This is a genomic window from Rhizobium sp. rho-13.1 (genome assembly GCF_007000305.1).
GTDB classification, from domain to species: Bacteria; Pseudomonadota; Alphaproteobacteria; order Rhizobiales; family Rhizobiaceae; genus Rhizobium; species Rhizobium rhododendri.
The window spans coordinates 1,165,897-1,181,437 of sequence record NZ_SCFL01000001.1; the positions used below are offsets into that span (position 1 = coordinate 1,165,897).

At 61.4% G+C, this 15,541-nt stretch carries 21 protein-coding genes; 11 read left to right on the forward strand and 10 right to left on the reverse strand.

Annotated features, from left to right (window positions below):
- Nucleotides 1–84: 84 nt before the first annotated feature.
- The 3 genes from EQW76_RS05765 to EQW76_RS05775 form a co-directional block, all read right to left on the reverse strand.
- A complete protein-coding gene (locus EQW76_RS05765; RefSeq protein WP_142823454.1) occupies nucleotides 85–1,314 on the reverse strand; it encodes a sugar ABC transporter substrate-binding protein in 1,230 nt (409 codons plus the stop codon).
- A gap of 79 nt (nucleotides 1,315–1,393) precedes the next feature.
- Nucleotides 1,394–2,296: a sugar phosphate isomerase/epimerase gene (locus EQW76_RS05770; protein WP_142823455.1), complete on the reverse strand. Its 903-nt coding sequence runs from the start codon at nucleotides 2,294–2,296 to the stop codon at nucleotides 1,394–1,396.
- Between the two features lie 26 nt (nucleotides 2,297–2,322).
- On the reverse strand, nucleotides 2,323–3,357 hold the full coding sequence (locus tag EQW76_RS05775) for a Gfo/Idh/MocA family oxidoreductase (protein ID WP_142823456.1): 1,035 nt from the start codon (nucleotides 3,355–3,357) through the stop codon (nucleotides 2,323–2,325).
- A gap of 135 nt (nucleotides 3,358–3,492) precedes the next feature.
- Here EQW76_RS05775 and EQW76_RS05780 point away from each other — a divergent pair, with 135 nt between their 5' ends.
- From EQW76_RS05780 to EQW76_RS05790, 3 genes are all read left to right on the forward strand, one after another.
- The gene (locus tag EQW76_RS05780) at nucleotides 3,493–4,530 is read left to right on the forward strand and encodes a LacI family DNA-binding transcriptional regulator (protein WP_142823457.1); all 1,038 of its coding nucleotides are present in this window, start codon (nucleotides 3,493–3,495) and stop codon (nucleotides 4,528–4,530) included.
- A gap of 87 nt (nucleotides 4,531–4,617) precedes the next feature.
- Complete coding sequence (locus EQW76_RS05785) at nucleotides 4,618–5,007, forward strand: group II truncated hemoglobin (protein WP_142823458.1); 390 nt, start codon at nucleotides 4,618–4,620, stop codon at nucleotides 5,005–5,007.
- 7 nt (nucleotides 5,008–5,014) lie between these two features.
- Complete coding sequence (locus EQW76_RS05790) at nucleotides 5,015–5,389, forward strand: DUF423 domain-containing protein (protein WP_142823459.1); 375 nt, start codon at nucleotides 5,015–5,017, stop codon at nucleotides 5,387–5,389.
- Between the two features lie 15 nt (nucleotides 5,390–5,404).
- Here EQW76_RS05790 and EQW76_RS05795 read toward each other — a convergent pair whose 3' ends face one another.
- From EQW76_RS05795 to EQW76_RS05815, 5 genes are all read right to left on the reverse strand, one after another.
- Entirely contained in the window at nucleotides 5,405–5,719 is a 315-nt protein-coding gene (locus tag EQW76_RS05795) for an antibiotic biosynthesis monooxygenase (protein WP_142823460.1), read from the reverse strand.
- A gap of 29 nt (nucleotides 5,720–5,748) precedes the next feature.
- On the reverse strand, nucleotides 5,749–6,024 hold the full coding sequence (locus EQW76_RS05800; RefSeq protein WP_142823461.1) for a hypothetical protein: 276 nt from the start codon (nucleotides 6,022–6,024) through the stop codon (nucleotides 5,749–5,751).
- Nucleotides 6,021–6,416, reverse strand: a complete 396-nt coding sequence (locus EQW76_RS05805) for a DUF2325 domain-containing protein (RefSeq protein WP_142823462.1) — start codon at nucleotides 6,414–6,416, stop codon at nucleotides 6,021–6,023. Before EQW76_RS05805 ends, EQW76_RS05800 begins: the two co-directional genes overlap by 4 nt.
- A 124-nt stretch (nucleotides 6,417–6,540) precedes the next feature.
- Nucleotides 6,541–7,884, reverse strand: coding sequence for a TonB family protein (locus tag EQW76_RS05810; RefSeq protein WP_142823463.1), 1,344 nt, complete (start codon nucleotides 7,882–7,884; stop codon nucleotides 6,541–6,543).
- 62 nt (nucleotides 7,885–7,946) lie between these two features.
- A complete protein-coding gene (locus EQW76_RS05815) occupies nucleotides 7,947–8,384 on the reverse strand; it encodes a hypothetical protein (protein ID WP_142823464.1) in 438 nt (145 codons plus the stop codon).
- Between the two features lie 177 nt (nucleotides 8,385–8,561).
- Here EQW76_RS05815 and EQW76_RS05820 point away from each other — a divergent pair, with 177 nt between their 5' ends.
- From EQW76_RS05820 to EQW76_RS05850, 7 genes are all read left to right on the forward strand, one after another.
- Nucleotides 8,562–8,732, forward strand: a complete 171-nt coding sequence (locus EQW76_RS05820; RefSeq protein ID WP_142823618.1) for a hemin uptake protein HemP — start codon at nucleotides 8,562–8,564, stop codon at nucleotides 8,730–8,732.
- Between the two features lie 11 nt (nucleotides 8,733–8,743).
- Complete coding sequence (locus EQW76_RS05825) at nucleotides 8,744–9,802, forward strand: ChuX/HutX family heme-like substrate-binding protein (protein WP_142823465.1); 1,059 nt, start codon at nucleotides 8,744–8,746, stop codon at nucleotides 9,800–9,802.
- Between the two features lie 10 nt (nucleotides 9,803–9,812).
- Nucleotides 9,813–10,739, forward strand: coding sequence for an ABC transporter substrate-binding protein (locus EQW76_RS05830; RefSeq protein WP_142823466.1), 927 nt, complete (start codon nucleotides 9,813–9,815; stop codon nucleotides 10,737–10,739).
- 3 nt (nucleotides 10,740–10,742) lie between these two features.
- Entirely contained in the window at nucleotides 10,743–11,867 is a 1,125-nt protein-coding gene (locus EQW76_RS05835) for an iron ABC transporter permease (RefSeq protein ID WP_142823467.1), read from the forward strand.
- A gap of 9 nt (nucleotides 11,868–11,876) precedes the next feature.
- Complete coding sequence (locus EQW76_RS05840; protein WP_142823468.1) at nucleotides 11,877–12,677, forward strand: heme ABC transporter ATP-binding protein; 801 nt, start codon at nucleotides 11,877–11,879, stop codon at nucleotides 12,675–12,677.
- 131 nt (nucleotides 12,678–12,808) lie between these two features.
- Nucleotides 12,809–13,153, forward strand: coding sequence for a DUF883 family protein (locus EQW76_RS05845; RefSeq protein WP_142823469.1), 345 nt, complete (start codon nucleotides 12,809–12,811; stop codon nucleotides 13,151–13,153).
- Nucleotides 13,154–13,162: 9 nt separating this feature from the next.
- Complete coding sequence (locus EQW76_RS05850) at nucleotides 13,163–13,564, forward strand: hypothetical protein (protein WP_142823470.1); 402 nt, start codon at nucleotides 13,163–13,165, stop codon at nucleotides 13,562–13,564.
- Nucleotides 13,565–13,670: 106 nt separating this feature from the next.
- Here the strand turns inward: EQW76_RS05850 and EQW76_RS05855 are convergent, their stop codons facing one another.
- Together EQW76_RS05855 and EQW76_RS05860 are read right to left on the reverse strand one after the other, a co-directional pair.
- Nucleotides 13,671–14,225, reverse strand: a complete 555-nt coding sequence (locus EQW76_RS05855) for an RNA polymerase sigma factor (RefSeq protein WP_111222568.1) — start codon at nucleotides 14,223–14,225, stop codon at nucleotides 13,671–13,673.
- A gap of 4 nt (nucleotides 14,226–14,229) precedes the next feature.
- Nucleotides 14,230–14,439 (reverse strand): NepR family anti-sigma factor, encoded by a 210-nt coding sequence (locus tag EQW76_RS05860; RefSeq protein WP_111222567.1) that lies wholly within the window; start codon nucleotides 14,437–14,439, stop codon nucleotides 14,230–14,232.
- A 249-nt stretch (nucleotides 14,440–14,688) separates the two neighbouring features.
- Between EQW76_RS05860 and EQW76_RS05865 the strand changes: the two genes are divergently transcribed.
- Nucleotides 14,689–15,483 carry a response regulator gene (locus EQW76_RS05865; RefSeq protein ID WP_142823471.1) on the forward strand — a complete coding sequence of 265 codons (795 nt, stop codon included), beginning with the start codon at nucleotides 14,689–14,691 and terminating at the stop codon, nucleotides 15,481–15,483.
- Nucleotides 15,484–15,541: the final 58 nt, after the last annotated feature.

Here is a 15,541-nt window from a genome sequence, read left to right on the forward strand (position 1 = left end):
CTACATTGGCGACGAGACGGCCCCTTCCGGGAGGAAACTGTGGGGATGGCGGATCTGCACCGCCATCCGGCTAGAGTGCTGGTATCAGCCGAGCGCCTTGATCTTCTGGGCAGCCTGGTCGAGCGCGTCCTTCGGCGACATCTGGCCGGTGAGCGCCGCCTGGATGGCATCCTGGATCGCCTTGGAGATCTTCGCCCATTGTGGCGACGGACCACGCGGCTTGGCATATTTCAGCTGTTCGACGAAGGTCTTCAGAGCTGCGTCTTTCAGAGCATTGCCGGTCGGCGGGATGGTGATGTCGGAGCGGGCCGGCAACTGGCCGAAATCCTTGAACATCGTCGGGTCCTGGGACACGAAATATTCCACCACCTTGAAGGCTTCTTCCGGGTGCTTGCTCTTCGAGAAAATCGCCCAGTTATAGTCGCCCATGGCCGACGAGCGTTGTGCGCCTTCCTCAGGAACCGGCAGGAGCGCGGTGCCCCAGTCGAACTTGGCATCCTTCAACATGCGATCGATTTCCCACGGGCCGGAAATGACCATGGCGGCATTGCCGGAGTTGAACGTGGCGGTCGAATCCCATTGCCCGCGTGTCAGCGAATCGCGCGAGGCAAGCTTTTCGTCGATGATCTGCTTCCAGATGGTCAGTGCCTTTACAGCGCCATCCGTGTTGATGTGGTCGTAGGTGGCGCCGCCCATCTGTGCCCAGGGCAGGAACTGGAACGTCCCCTCTTCACCAGCCTTCGCTGAAAACGCCAGGCCGTAGACGTTCTTTGCCGGATCGGTCAGCTTCTTTGCATCCGCAACCAGCTCGTCCCAGGTCTGCGGCGGCTTGGCAGGATCGAGCCCGGCTGCCTTGAACATGTCCTTGTTGTAGTAAAGCGCGATAGTATTCGTTGCCTTCGGAACGCCGTAGTATTTGCCGTCCCACATCACCGACTTCAGCGGACCGGGGAAGTAATTGGCAGGCTTGACCACCGTCGACTTGGAAATCATGTCGGTGAGATCGAGAAAGGCGCCATGCGATGCGAACAGTGCATGGTCCGGATTGTCGATGGCGATGATGTCCGGCGCCTTGCCGGTCGAATAGGCGCGCATCGCCTCGCTGACAACGTCGTCGAACTGGATTTCGCGATATTCGATCTTGATGCCGTTGTTGAGCGCATTGAACCGCTTGGCAAGATCGGGGGCCGGTTGCCCATCCTTGTCCAGCGACCAGACGGTGATGACTGTGTCCTCTGCCCTCGCCGAAAGTCCGAATGCGGACACGCTGGCCAGAGCCAGGACGCCAAGCAACATGATTTTACGGATACCCATGGTTCTCCTCCTTCTTGGTTATCCATTGGACCGGCGTCCTCCCGCCGGCCTTATGCACGTCTTCAGTATCCTGCGAAACTCAGGCGGCGATCGCGACGAAATCGCCACCGCGGCTCTTCTTCAGGTAATTCAGTCCGTGGACCTGACCGGTCATCTCCAACTCGTTGCGGTAGACCGGATCATGCCAGCCTTCGATGTCGATCGAGCCGGACCAGCCAGCCATCCGCAGCTCGGAGATGATGTCGGTCCAGTTGCTGTCGCCGAAACCGGGCGTGCGCATGAGGACGAATTCTTCCTTACCGAAAATGCCATGCTCCTTGATTACATCCCAGCGGATCGTCGCGTCCTTGCCGTGGACATGAAAGATCTTCGACGCCCACTTGCGGATCTGCGGCAGCGGCTCGATCAGGTAGACCATCTGGTGGCAGGGTTCCCATTCCAGCCCGATGTTGTCATCCGGAGTTTCGTTGAACATAAGCTCCCAGGCATCCGGATTGTGGGCGATGTTCCAGTCGCCGGTCGCCCAGTTGCCTTCCATGGCGCAGTTTTCGAAGGCGATCCTGACGCCCTTGTCGGCGGCGCGCTTGGCAAGCTCGCTCCAGATCTGCTTGTAGCGCGGCAGGCTGTCGGTCAACGGCTTGTTGCGGACGCGGCCGGTAAAGCCGGCAACGCAAGTGGCGCCAAAATGATGGGCGTTGTCGATACAATCCTTCCAGCCCTGCAGCGTCTGCAGGTCCATGTCGCCTTCCTCAAGCGGATTGCCGAACATGCCGAGTGTCGACATGGTGATATCGCGATTGCCGATGGCATCGATGCAGCGTTTGCCGAGCTCGGCAAGGTTCTGGCCGTTTGTCGTCTGCCAGAAGAACGGCTCGAAACTTTCGAAACCGAGATCGGCGATCTTGGAAATGCGCGCGGCAGCGTCCTCGTCGGAGGCCTTGACCATGGTGCCGATGCGGATGGAATTGGCTGGATTATTCACGATCTCTGTCCTTGTACTGAAGGTCTTCAGGCTGAAATGTCGATGCGTTGTCCGGACCTGGCGCTCTCGATGGCGCCAAGCACCATGGCAAGGCTGCGGATATTGTCGCTGCTCACCGTCTCAGGGGGCCGCCCGGTCTTTACGGCCTCGAGGAAGCTGGCGATGACGCTGGCATGACCGTGGGTCTCCGCCTCATGCTCGGGTCCCGGCACCTCGATCGGGGTAAAGCCATGCAGCAGCCCCTCCTCGTTGCCGGCGACCGTCGCCTCGAAAGCGTCCTCGCCATCCCAGGTCAGCATGCCCTTCGAGCCCGTCAGCCGCCACTGGCTTTCCCAGCTCGTCCGCCGCCCCTCGGCACACCAGGAGCCGCGATAGGTGAAAGTGACGTCGTCCGAAAATTCGAAGATGGCGTGGGCAGATGCACCGTCGCGGTACCATGAGCCTTTCGGGTTCGTCTCTACGCAATAGACGGCCAGCGGCTTGCGGTCGGCAACGAAGCGCGCCGCATCGAAGGTATGGATCGCCATGTCGAGCAGCAGCACATGATCCATCTCATCGCGAAAACCGCCGAAATGCGGCCCGAGGAAGAAATCGCAGTGTATGCCGGTCAGTTCGCCGATGGCACCGCTTTCCACAAAGCGCCGCAGGCGCCGGATGCCGGCGATATAGCGGCGGTTCTGGATGATGGCGTGCACCTTGCCGGTCTCCGCGGCCAGTTCGATCAGTGCCGCACCTTCCGCTAGCGATGTCGCCATCGGCTTTTCCGAGAGCACATGGCAGCCGGCTTTCAGCGCCGTCGACACGACGCCGAAGCGCGCAGCCGGAATGACGACGTCGAACACCATGTCCGCCTTCGTCCGGGCAATGACATCACCGAGATCGGAGCCTATGACGGCACCTTCGAGGCCGAACTCCTTGGCAAGGTTCTCAGCCGTCTCGCGGTTGAGATCGACGAGGCCGACAATTTTTATGGCAGCGGCTACCGCCGGGTCAGATGCGATGGCGCGCAACCAGCCTTTGGACATAGCTCCGCACCCGCACAAAATGGCATTGAATGTCAAAATCTTTTCCTCCGCCGGAGCGCGTCATCTCCCATGACAATGGCTCCGTAAACGTTTACGAGACTAGTCAGAAATGTTTTGCTGTGTCAAGAGAGGGAAAAACGGAATTTGCCGACCGAAGGAAAAACGCCGCCGATGAAGGGTATCCGACAGCTCGCCAAACACCTCGATATTTCGATCGGCACGGTCTCACGCGCCCTCAATGGCAAGGCCGATGTCAATGCCGAGACGCGTCAGCGTGTGCTCGCAGCAGCCGTCGAACTCGGCTATGTCGCCAACCAATCCGGCAGAAGCTTGCGCCAGGGAACGACCAACGTCATCGGCCTGATGATGGAATCGAGCAAGGAAACCAACGAGAACGGTGACAACTTCTTCCTAGGCCTCACCAGCGGGCTGCAGAGCGTGCTGTCGCGGCACAAGCTCGACCTTATCATGCTGCCCTGCCCGAGCGAAGAGGATCCGACCGAATACCTGCAGCGCATGGTCGCCCGCGGCATCGTCGACGGCATGATCATCTCTGCCACGCAGCGAATCGACCATCGTCTGGACCTCCTGTCACGCACCAAGATCCCTTTCGTCACGCTCGGCCGCAGCCAATCCGGCGGCGAATATTCCTGGGTCGATCTCGATTTCGACGGCGTCGCAAACAGCTCAGTCGACCGACTGATCGCCAAGGGCCATCGCCGCATTGCCGTCGCTGCCCCATCGAACGACGTCAATCTCGGCTACATCTTTCTCGACGGCTACCGGAATGCCCTGAAGCGCCACGGCATCGCATATGACCCGTCGCTGGTTTTCAGGGTCAAATCCAGCGAGCAAGGCGGCTACCAGGCGGCACACGAGATGCTGTTGCTTGACGACCGGCCAACGGCGATCATCCTCATCTACGAACTGATGGCGATCGGCCTTTACCGCCGGCTGACGGAGGCAGGCGTCATTCCCGGCCGCGACCTCGCCGTCATCGGCTTTCGCGAGGAGCCCCGCGCAAAATTCCTGCAGCCAACGCTGACCTGCTTTCGCATGTCGGTGCGCGATCTCGGTGTCGAACTGGCCGAGACCCTGCTGGCCACCATGCCCGCCTACGCGTCCTTCTATCCGAAAGGCGCCTGCAACACGATATGGCCGCTGGAGCTGGTGCCGGGCGAAAGCGATGGCTTCGAGCGGAAACCCTGACCGCAGCGCCGAAACGCCGCAGCCAGCCATCGAAGCTTGCGGGATTGTCGACCGCGCGGCATGTAGGATGCAAAGCAGGAGCCGGCGGTGAGCGAAGAGACGACCACATTGTATGAAGCCATCGGTGGCGCGCCAACGGTGCACGCGCTGACCGATCGCTTCTATGCGCTGATGGATACGCTTCCCGAGGCCGCCCGCTGCCGCGCCATCCACCCGCCGAGCCTCGACGGCAGCCGGGAGAAATTCTACGAATACCTGACCGGCTATCTCGGCGGCCCTCCGCTCTACACAGACAAGCGCGGCCATCCCCGCCTGCGCAGCCGCCACTTGCCCGCAGCTATCGGACCACTTGAGCGCGACGAATGGCTGCTCTGTTTTCGCCGCGCACTGGATGAGACGATTGCCAGCGAGCAACTCAGGGGCATCATCTGGGAACCGGTCGAGCGCCTTGCCCACCACATGCAGAACAAGGAATAGCAGCCCGATGAAAGCCTATGTCCGCCCAACCCTTCTGCTTATGTCCGGCATCTTCGGCTGCGCAGGCGTTGCCCTGGCCGCAGCATCCGCGCATGCCGGTGGCGATACGCACCTGCTGGCGTCGGCATCGGCCATGTGCCTCGCCCACGCGCCGGCCCTGCTGGCGCTCTACATCGGATATCGCAGCCTTCGCACCGCGCCGCTTGGCGGCCTGATGATGGGGCTCGGCACCCTGCTGTTCACAGCCGATCTGCTGGCTCTTTACGCAAGGGGAACCGGGCTGTTTCCGATGGCGGCCCCCATCGGCGGCTTCGCCATGATGGGCGGGTGGCTGGTCGTGGCAGCAGGCGCCTTCTTGCGGACAAGACCGACGCCCGATTGAGATCAGCCAGACGGCTCAGATGCCTAGGACCACGTTAAAACCCTCGAACACGGGATGGCCGATATAGACCGCCTTGTGATCGCCGGCATTGCGGTGGGACTTCCGAAAGCTCTCGGATTTGGTCCAGTTGATGAAATCAGCCTCGTTGGCCCAGGTCGTGTGCGAGGAAAACAGGGTGTAGCCCTCTTCTTCGTTTGTCTTGCTGCGCAACAGCCGGAACTCGACGAAGCCCGGAACTTCCGGCAGGCTGGAATCGCGATTTCTCCAGATGGATTCGAATTCCGCCTCGGAGCCGACGGCTACCTTGAAGCGGTTCATGGCGATATACATGGTAATCCCTTTCGAGCCCTACGGGCCTTTCAAGCCTTGGAAGAATATCGCCGATGTTTGCCCGATGCAGCGGCAAAGGCAACCACATTTCTCCCCGTCGCGGCATCGCGTCCGAAGGCTGCGACTGGCACCTCGCCCGGCGGACGGGCGGCCTCACGTGGAAAGACAATGACATCAGGCGCATGGGCCGCTGTACCCCGCCGCGCCATCAGCGCAGAAATCTCAGGCACTGCAGCGCCGCCCTCACCAGTCGGCGCCAGCCTGTGGAGGCCGATCATATTCACGCTGTCGGAGCTATCGGTCATTGTGTCGTAACCCGGTCGTTCATGGTGTGAAGGGCGCGCTCGAGGCTGGATTTGCTGCCGTTGCGCAAGGGGATGAAGGTCTTGCCGTAGCGCTTGCAGCCGGTCTTGACCCTCAGGCAGGCATCGTGGCTGATACAGTCGATAGGGCAGAAGACGCAGTCTACCGACTGCAGCGCGGTGTCGATGCGCGAGACCGCTTCCCGCAGCCCGCCGTCATGGTGCAACAGTTCGGCGCCGAAATTGCTGGCGATCTGGCGAAGATGGGCAACCTGGCAATCGCGTCCGCCGACATAGAGAAAGCTGCGGCCGTCCAATCGGGATTTACCCGTAGCCACTGGCGCAGCCTCGGTGATCGCCACCTCGCGGTTATCCCTTTTGCCCTTGCGCGCCATGCCATCACTCCGTTTTTCTGGTTTCATCCCGGCCCGATTTCGGTGGGCCTAGAGCGACCTTATTAAACTGGAGTATTCGAGTAAAGTATAAACTTGATTATTTTACTCATCTTATTTGTCTCCCCTAATTGCCTGTGACCTGCACCTCCTGGGTGAAGGTCCAGCTGGGCTTTCCCCACTCCGGCGGCAGCGACGGAAACGGTGCGGCACGGCGAACGCCGTCGAGCACGGCGGCATCCAGATCGGGGACGCCGGAACTGCGTGCGAGCGACACGGCACTCAGTTCGCCGCTGGCGCCGACCGTCAGCCGGACGCGTACGGTCATCGCGGCGGTCATGCGCCGGTACTCGGAGGGCACGCGCACCGAGCGGCGGATGCGCGACTGTACCTTGCCGGGATAGTTCGCCACGGCGGCGCTGCCCGATCCCTGGCGATTGCCGACTGCTGCCGAATTGCTGTCGGAGCGGGCTGTTTCGGTGCCTTCCGACGAGCCGCGCTTGGTATCCTGCTCGTTTTCCCCCTTCGAGCCAGACTTCATCTTCGCAGCTTTCGGCGGCGGCTTCTTCACCACGTCCTTCGGCTTCTGTACCTTCGGCGGTGGCGTCGGCTTCTCGATAGGCTTAACCGTCGCCTCCGGCGGAATGATCTCCGCTGGCGGCGCGGGCGGGACAGGAGCACTCGCCGCATCTGTCGGAGGTGCTGCCGGCGGTTTCGTTTCCTCGAGTGGGATCTCGGTCGCTTGCGGCTGGACGACGGTGGGTTCGGCCGGCACTTGCGCCGCCAGTACCTCCGGTTCGGGAGAAACGACGGTCTCCGGAGAGACCTGGCTCAACGCCTGCGTCGGCTGCACCGGATCAGGCTGAATAGCTTCCGGCACCGGTTCGGATGGCTGGACAGCGGGTGCGGGTTCGCTCGGCTGCGGCTCGACCGGAGTGACTTCGGCCGTTTCGGTCTTGCTCGGCTGGACGGCCTCGGCAACGATTTCGTCGGGCTTGGGAGGCTCCTTGTTCTCTTCGCCCGAGGCCTGTTGGTCTGCGTCGCCGTTTCCAAGCATGACGACACTGACACTGTCGCCGGCATCCTCGACAGGATCTTCCGGCAACGTCACGACGGCCGTCATCAGCGCCGAAAACACCGCTACGTGAAAAAGCAGCGAGCAAAGGCTTGCCGCAAGACCTGCCGTCCTCGTTCCCGCGCGGACCGTCCTTGGCGCGTCCGGCAGCAGGTCGATCGGCGGCGCTGCCGTGCCTGCTTCCGCCGCCGCGTCGGGATGCGCCGGATAGGACGCGATGCGGGTAAAGCGCGCATAGTGGACGACTGCCTCGGCAGCCGGGGGACGCGGGAATTCGTCAAGTCCCGACAGCTCGTGGGCCGGAAATATCGGCGGCGTGTTGTCGTTGACAACGGCTCCCATGCGCGGATCGATGCCGGCAAATGGTCTGGATCGGGACTTGGCTGGACTGGTCATGCGCTGCATCCGCCGCTCGGGGAATAGGCGGGCGGCCGGGATCTACCCCGACGCCCGGGATTTCAACCCTCGAAGGGGATTGGCGTCTGCGACCGGGTCGTCAGCGCCGCCTTGCATTCTCCGGCGGCCGGCCCGTCGCAAACTGGCGTGTCGTTGACGATGACCCGGGTGACCGCCTCGCATTTGAGGTTCGGCATATCGAATTGCCGCACCCGCTTCTTGCCCACCGGCAAATCGCGGAAATCGAGCACGGTCACTTTGTCGACGGCGTTCTTTTCGTTGAAAAATGCCAGTTCGAAGGAGATCTTGGCAATCGGCGTCGCCATGTCGTTCTCGGCGACGAAGGTCATCATGCATCCCTTTGCCGATGGCGTAAGAGCATTGAGCTCGACATTCAGGCGAGCAGCAACCGGTGTCTGTTGCTGGGCCGAGGCGGATCCCCCCGCTGCCGCGACGACAACATTGCAGACAAATAAACAGACGATCGTCTTCAAGCGCATAGGGCTCTCCTGCACCGGTTCAGGGCGGCAACGACCATGAGATGCGTTGCCTGAAAATTTAAACTTGACTCAGTTAGTATCCTATTGCGTCTTTAGGAAACCATGACTATGAGAGTCAAGATAAAACTCCGGGTAGACCGGCCCGATCCCATGATTTTGCAGGCAAAAACAAGCCAGATGATTGCTGATAAGACGCCAGCGACCCCACCGCCGCATGCGGTGCAGACGGTCAGGACGATCGAGAGCGCCGAGATCTTTCGCGGTCAGAACGAGATCGTCATTCGGCACGAAGATTTCATCTACCGACTGAAAATCACCCGACAGGGCAAACTGATACTCAACAAATAGGGCATTTGACGATGACGACCCCAACCCGACCAAGCCCCGCCGAAATCCGCAACTTCCGCGCCGAAAACCCGAAGATGCGCGAACGCGATATCGCAGCCCGTCTCGGCATCTCCGAGGCCGCCCTGGTGGCTGCCGAAGTAGGCCTCACGGCCATCCGTATCGACGCCAGCGCCAATCGCTTCCTGGAGCATGTGGAAAGTCTCGGCGAAGTGCTCGCCCTGTCGCGCAACGAAAGCGCCGTGCACGAAAAGATCGGCATCTACGAGAACATCAAGTCTGGCAAGCATTCCGCCATCGTCCTCGGCGAAAACATCGACCTACGGATTTTCCCGTCACGCTGGGTGCACGGCTTTGCAGTCACCAAAACCGACGGCGATGACGTCAAGCTGAGCCTGCAGTTCTTCGACAAGGCCGGCAGCGCCGTCCACAAGGTTCACCTGCGCCCCGCCTCCGATGTTGCCGCCTATCATGCGATGGTGGCGGCACTGCGTATTGAGGACCAGTCTCAGGAATTCGTCGAGGACATGTCCGGCTATGACAAGGGCAGCGTCGACGGCGAGGTCAGCCGCGACGAATTGCGCGACCACTGGGGCCAGATGAGGGATACCCACGAGTTCATCGCCCTGCTGAAGAAGCTGAAGATCGGCCGCCAGTCGGCCCTCCGGACAGTCGGCGACGATTACGCCTGGAAGCTCGACGGCGGCGCCGTCCAAACCATGCTGGAGGCTGCCGCCGCAGATGGCCTGCCCATCATGTGCTTCGTCGGCAATGACGGCATCATCCAGATCCATTCCGGTCCGATCGCCAGCATCAAGACGATGGGGCCGTGGATCAACGTGATGGACCCCACCTTCCATCTCCACCTGCGTCTCGACGACATCGCCGAGGCATGGGCGGTGCGCAAGCCGACCGCCGATGGCCATGTCAGCTCGCTCGAAGCCTATGGCGCCGATGGCGAGATGATCATCCAGTTCTTCGGCAAGCGCAAGGAAGGCTCGGACGAGCGCCCTGAATGGCGGAAGATCATCGAGGCCTTGCCGAAAATGGCAGCCGAAAGCGTTGCAGCCTGAGGATACGACGATGAAGTCCATTCGGAATTTGCACCGGATCAAGGCATGGCAGGCAGCGCTCACCCTGAGCGTCATGCTGATGCCGACGATCCCCGGAGCGACGGCATTCTACCACGTCGCCGGTCAGGCCAGTGCCGAGGAGGCGCGCAAGCTGGACACATCGCGGCTCGTGTCGATCGGCGGCGACATCACCGAAATCGTCTATGCGCTTGGCGAGGAACATCGGCTGATCGCCCGCGATTCGACCAGCGTCTATCCGGAAGCCGCCACGAAACTGCCGGATGTTGGCTACATGCGGGCGCTATCGCCGGAGGGCATACTGGCTGTCAATCCGACCGCCATTATCGCGGTGGAGGGATCCGGCCCGCCGGAAGCCGTCGCGGTGTTGCGCAATGCCAGCCTGCCGTTCGAAACCGTGCCGCAGGGCTACGACCGGGACGGTATCCTGAAGAAGATCGCCGCCGTCGGCACCCTTCTCGGCGTTCCCGACAAGGCCCGCGCGCTGGATGACAAGGTCGCCGCCGATCTCGACGCCGCCATCGCGGCATCAGACAAGCGGCCGCTCACGGAGCGCAAGCGCGTCTTGTTCATCCTCAATGCGCAGGGCGGCAAGATCATGGCATCCGGCACCGGGACTGCCGCCGACGGCATCATCACGCTCGCCGGCGCCATCAACGCCGTCGGCGTTTTTCCCGGCTACAAACCGCTGACAGACGAGGCGATCATCGAAGCCAAGCCCGACGTCATCCTGATCATGAACGGCGGCGGCGGACACGCTTTGAGCGACGAGGACCTTCTGAAGCAGCCCGCACTCGCCCTGACCCCAGCAGCGGAACACAAGGCGATCGTCCACATGGACGGGCTGCACCTTCTCGGTTTCGGGCCGAGGACTGCCAGCGCGATCCGCGACCTCAACCGCGCAATTTACGGAGGCTGAGCCATGGCAATCAGCGATACCGCCGGACACTCCCTGGGGATCGCGGCCAGGAGCCGCGATTGCCTCGCCCGTTATCGTGCCGGCGACCGGTCGCAGATCGCGGTCGTTGTGATCGCCACGCTGGCCGCCCTTGCTATGTTCGCCCTGCTGTTCTCGGTCACGACGGGCGCATCTGATGCTTCCGCATTCGATGTGGTCCACGATCTCTTTCGCGGGACCGGAGCCGCCACCGCGCTCAGCATGCGCGACCACATCATCGTCTTTGATATACGCCTGCCCCGCGCCATCCTCGGCTTCCTGATCGGCGCCTCCCTCGCCGTCTCCGGCGCCATCATGCAGGGCCTGTTTCGCAATCCGCTGGCAGACCCGGGCCTTGTCGGCGTCTCCTCCGGCGCAAGCTTTGGCGCGGTGGTGATGATCGTCCTCGGCAGCACGCTGGCGGCACCGATCTACGCCGTGCTCGGCATCTATGCCCTGCCGCTCGCCGCCTTTGCCGGTGGCCTCGTGACAACCCTGCTTCTCTACCGCATCGCCACTCGGGACGGTCAGACATCCGTTGCAACCATGCTGCTCGCCGGCATCGCGCTTGGCGCGCTGGCGATGGCGGCCACCGGCGTCCTCGTCTACATGGCCGACGACAGGCAGTTGCGCGACCTCACCTTCTGGAGCATGGGCTCGCTCGCCGGCGCCACCTGGACGAAGATTGCTGCCGCCGGGCCGATCATCGTCCTCTCGCTCGTCGCCATCCCGGTGATCGCCAGGGGCCTCAATGCGATTACGCTGGGAGAAGCCGCAGCCTTCCACATGGGCGTGCCGGTGCAGCGGCTGAAGACGGTCGCCATCCTCGTCGTGGCTGCGGCAACCGGCGCATCCGTCGCCGTCAGCGGCGGCATCGGCTTCGTCGGCATCGTCGTCCCACATGCCCTGCGCATGGTGATCGGCCCCGACCACCGCTACCTGCTTCCAGCCTCGGCACTGCTCGGCGGAACCTTGCTGATTTTCGCCGACGTGCTCGCCCGCACCATCGTCTCGCCGGCAGAAATGCCGATCGGCATCATCACCGCGGCCGTAGGCGGTCCTTTCTTCCTGTGGATCCTGCTGCGCAATCGCACCCGGCTCAGCCTCTAAGGACAACAAGTGATCGACGTTTCCAACCTCTCCGTCCGGCTTGCGGGTAAATCCGTGGTCGATGGCGTGAGCTTTACCGCCCGCCCTGGCCAGCTGACGGCAATCTGTGGGCCGAACGGCTCCGGCAAGACGACAGTAATTAAGGCGATCTCCGGCGAGCTTGCCTATGGCGGTTCGATCCGGCTTGGCAAGGACGAGGTCAGGACGATGAAGCCCTGGGCGCTCGCACTCTCACGGGGCGTCCTGCCGCAGGCGAGCACTCTCTCCTTCCCCTTCTCGGTGCGCGAAATCGTCCTGATGGGCGTCACCGCAGGCGCCAACAGCAAGCCGCAGCACGCGGAGAGGATCGCCATGGAGGCTCTCCGCGCCGTCGATCTCGCCGGTTTCGAGGGGAGGCTCTACGAGCAGCTGTCCGGCGGTGAGCAGCAGCGTGTGCAATTTGCTCGCGTGCTCTGCCAGATCCCACGGCCGGTCGTTGACGGCAAGCCCTGCTGGCTGCTGCTCGACGAACCTGTTTCCAGTCTCGATATCAGCCACCAGCTGGCGATCATGCAGCTGTCGCGCGCCTTCTGTGCGGCCGGCGGTGGCGTCATTGCGATTATGCACGATCTCAATCTTACGGCCCTCTTCGCCGACCAGATCGTGCTTCTGAAGTCAGGCCGGCTGGCCGCCAACGGCGCCGTTGCATCCGTTCTCAGCGACGAAAACCTGCATGCGGTGTTCGGCTGCGAGCTCCGCGTCAATCGGGTGCCCGACAAGGCGATCCCGTTTGTGCTGCCACACAGCGTGTTCGCCGAAGCAGGCGCCTGAGATGGAACTTTTCCACCATCGTCGCGTTCAGCTGTCAACGACATAGGTCAATGCCGACGGCTTAGTTTTGACGTTGGTAGTGGCCTCCCACGAAGAGACGCATTGGCGCGTTGACAATAAGGAGAACAAAAATGGCAAACTCCCTCCTCGATACCATCCGCAGCAAGCGCAATGGTGCTATCAGCGACATAGAAGACACCATCGAAGATCAGATGGACAACCTACGCGGCGAGATCGCTGCGCTTACCAAGCTCATCAGCAAGAACGGCGCCAGCCAGAGCAAGCGTATCCGCGCACAGGCCGAATCCGGCTATGAAGACCTGCTTGCCCGCAGCGAAGATCTGTTGCACCAGCTGCAGGACGGCTACGCTCGCAGCGCCAAGGAAGTCCGCGCCACTGTACGCGCGCATCCGACAGCCTCGATCGGCGCAGTTGCAGCCATCGGCTTGCTGTTCGTCTTGCTCGCACGCCGCTAAGGAACATCAATGCTGGGTCCCATCCTTGGCTTGCTGCTATCGGGCTCCGTGAAGAACACCGTTGCGCGCACCAAGCGCAACGGTATTTTCATTGCTATCGCAGCGGTCTTCATCCTCACCACATATGTGTTCGGCCTGTCTGCCCTGGCGCTCTGGCTTGGCACGATCTACGGCCCGCTCCACGCGTCGTTGATCTTAGGTGGCGGCTGCCTGCTGATCGCAGTTGCCATCCTTATCGTTATGGCCAGCATCAACGCGCAGGAAGCGCGCCGTGCGCGCGAAAAGCGGCTGGCTGCGCAATCCATGGCCACGGTGGGCCTCGGACTGTTGCGCTCGCAGCCGATGCTTGCTGCAGCCGTTGCCGGCGCGTTTCTGCTCAGCACCGTGATGGGCTCGCGCGACGACGACTGAGCGATCTCGCTCAAGCAATCCCGCCAAGCCAATAAAAAACCCGCCGCACTCTCGAAGTGCGGCGGGTTTATTTTGTGACAAATCAAAGCTGTAAACGATCAACGGATTAAAACGCGAACGCCCTTGAGGTCAGCGGCGAAGAGGTCGCATCCGGGCCGAAGTCAGCCTCTCCGGTGATCTGCAGCAGTTCCTGCAAACGTTGGCGGGCACGGTTGACGCGGCTCTTGATCGTACCGACGGCACATTCGCAAATCTCCGCGGCTTCTTCGTATGAGAAGCCGGAAGCGCCGACCAGGATGATTGCTTCACGCTGGTCAGCAGGAAGCTGTTCCAGCGCCTTACGGAAGTCTTGAAGATCGAGGGCGCCGTATTGCGACGGATGGGTCGCCATCGATTCCGTGAACAGACCATCGCTGTCCTGGATTTCCCGACCGCTTTTGCGCATCTGGCTGTAAAGCTCGTTGCGCAGGATGGTGAAGAGCCAGGCCTTCATGTTGGTGCCCATCTCGAAGTGGTCCTGCTTGGCCCAAGCCTTCATGATGGTATCCTGCACGAGATCGTCGGCACGGTCGTGGCGACCGATGAGGGAGATCGCAAATGCACGCAGGCTCGGCAGCGCAGACAGCATCTCGCGTTTGAAACTTGGTTGGACTTTATCCATGAGCCTACTCCCGCTCGACCGACTTTGCGGACGCCATTTCGACCTGGTCGAGTTTCTCAAGCAAATCGAGGAAGCGGTTCGGGATGGCTTCGTCCTGTGCAGCGGCATACAGGCTGCGTAGACGGCTGCCGATCTGGCTGTTTGGATCGAGGAGGTCCGCAACTCTAACATCGGGCCTTGGCTGTTCCGTGTCTTCCTGATGGGACGCTGTCATATATATTTCACTCTCGGACGTGTTGGCGTTAGGCTTGTTTCCGGGCGACACCGGAAACGCGGATTAGGGTTGTCAGGGACCGCATTTACGTTGTCATCGAGGCTGGACATGCTAGACCCAATATCACGTGGACGCATAATGCATGCAGCGAAAAAAAGTTCCAGCACCTCGGAACATTTCTGGTTGCCGGCTGTTATAAACCTATTAAAGACGGTTAAACATGCCACGGCTACTGACGGGAGCTATTTTATGACACTTTCCACTCGAATTGCTCCGCATCTCCCCTACTTGCGTCGCTATTCCCGGGCACTTACAGGCACTCAGACCTCCGGCGACGCCTATGTAGCAGCCGTTCTGGAAGCCATTATTGCCGATATCTCCATCTTTCCGGACACTTCGAACGATCGCGTCGCGCTCTACAAGCTTTTCACCACCCTGTTCGGTTCGAGCTCGGTCCAGGTTCCGGAACCGACTTCGCCTTACGCCTGGGAGAAGCGTGCCTCTGCAAACCTTTCGAAGGTTTCGCCGGTAGCCCGGCAGGCCTTCATCCTGGCATCCGTCGAGAATTTCCGCATGCCTGAGATCGCCGAAATTCTTGGCCTCGACGAAGCCGAAACGGCTCGCCTGCTTGACAGGGCGTCTACCGAGATCTCCCGTCAGGTAGCAACCGACATCATGATCATCGAGGATGAGCCGCTCATCGCCATGGACATCGAGCAGATGGTCGAGAGTCTCGGCCACCGCGTGACCGGCATCGCCCGTACCCACGCCGAAGCCGTTGCACTCTACAATGCGACAAAGCCGAGCATGGTTCTTGCCGACATCCAGTTAGCAGACGGCAGCTCTGGTATCGATGCGGTCAACGACATTCTGAAAAACGCCAGCGTGCCGGTCATTTTCATCACCGCCTTCCCGGAACGTCTGCTGACAGGCGAACGCCCCGAACCGACATTCCTGGTGACGAAGCCGTTCAACCCGGACATGGTGAAGGCACTGATCAGCCAAGCGCTGTTCTTCAACGAATCGACGAAAGTCGCGGCCTGACATTCGATCCACGGAACAATAGAAAAGTGAAAGCGTTCCGTCAGCCCGGAGCGCTTTT

Excerpts from the sequence above, each read along its gene's own strand:
- EQW76_RS05765 (WP_142823454.1), bottom strand. The coding sequence starts at position 1,314 with ATGGGTATCCGTAAAATCATGTTGCTTGGCGTCCTGGCTCTGGCCAGC.
- EQW76_RS05780 (WP_142823457.1), top strand. The coding sequence starts at position 3,493 with ATGAAGGGTATCCGACAGCTCGCCAAACACCTCGATATTTCGATCGGC.
- EQW76_RS05790 (WP_142823459.1), top strand. The coding sequence starts at position 5,015 with ATGAAAGCCTATGTCCGCCCAACCCTTCTGCTTATGTCCGGCATCTTC.
- EQW76_RS05795 (WP_142823460.1), bottom strand. The coding sequence starts at position 5,719 with ATGTATATCGCCATGAACCGCTTCAAGGTAGCCGTCGGCTCCGAGGCG.
- EQW76_RS05800 (WP_142823461.1), bottom strand. The coding sequence starts at position 6,024 with ATGACCGATAGCTCCGACAGCGTGAATATGATCGGCCTCCACAGGCTG.
- EQW76_RS05805 (WP_142823462.1), bottom strand. The coding sequence starts at position 6,416 with ATGGCGCGCAAGGGCAAAAGGGATAACCGCGAGGTGGCGATCACCGAG.
- EQW76_RS05810 (WP_142823463.1), bottom strand. The coding sequence starts at position 7,884 with ATGACCAGTCCAGCCAAGTCCCGATCCAGACCATTTGCCGGCATCGAT.
- EQW76_RS05815 (WP_142823464.1), bottom strand. The coding sequence starts at position 8,384 with ATGCGCTTGAAGACGATCGTCTGTTTATTTGTCTGCAATGTTGTCGTC.
- EQW76_RS05820 (WP_142823618.1), top strand. The coding sequence starts at position 8,562 with ATGATTGCTGATAAGACGCCAGCGACCCCACCGCCGCATGCGGTGCAG.
- EQW76_RS05825 (WP_142823465.1), top strand. The coding sequence starts at position 8,744 with ATGACGACCCCAACCCGACCAAGCCCCGCCGAAATCCGCAACTTCCGC.
- EQW76_RS05830 (WP_142823466.1), top strand. The coding sequence starts at position 9,813 with ATGAAGTCCATTCGGAATTTGCACCGGATCAAGGCATGGCAGGCAGCG.
- EQW76_RS05835 (WP_142823467.1), top strand. The coding sequence starts at position 10,743 with ATGGCAATCAGCGATACCGCCGGACACTCCCTGGGGATCGCGGCCAGG.
- EQW76_RS05845 (WP_142823469.1), top strand. The coding sequence starts at position 12,809 with ATGGCAAACTCCCTCCTCGATACCATCCGCAGCAAGCGCAATGGTGCT.
- EQW76_RS05850 (WP_142823470.1), top strand. The coding sequence starts at position 13,163 with ATGCTGGGTCCCATCCTTGGCTTGCTGCTATCGGGCTCCGTGAAGAAC.
- EQW76_RS05855 (WP_111222568.1), bottom strand. The coding sequence starts at position 14,225 with ATGGATAAAGTCCAACCAAGTTTCAAACGCGAGATGCTGTCTGCGCTG.
- EQW76_RS05860 (WP_111222567.1), bottom strand. The coding sequence starts at position 14,439 with ATGACAGCGTCCCATCAGGAAGACACGGAACAGCCAAGGCCCGATGTT.
- EQW76_RS05865 (WP_142823471.1), top strand. The coding sequence starts at position 14,689 with ATGACACTTTCCACTCGAATTGCTCCGCATCTCCCCTACTTGCGTCGC.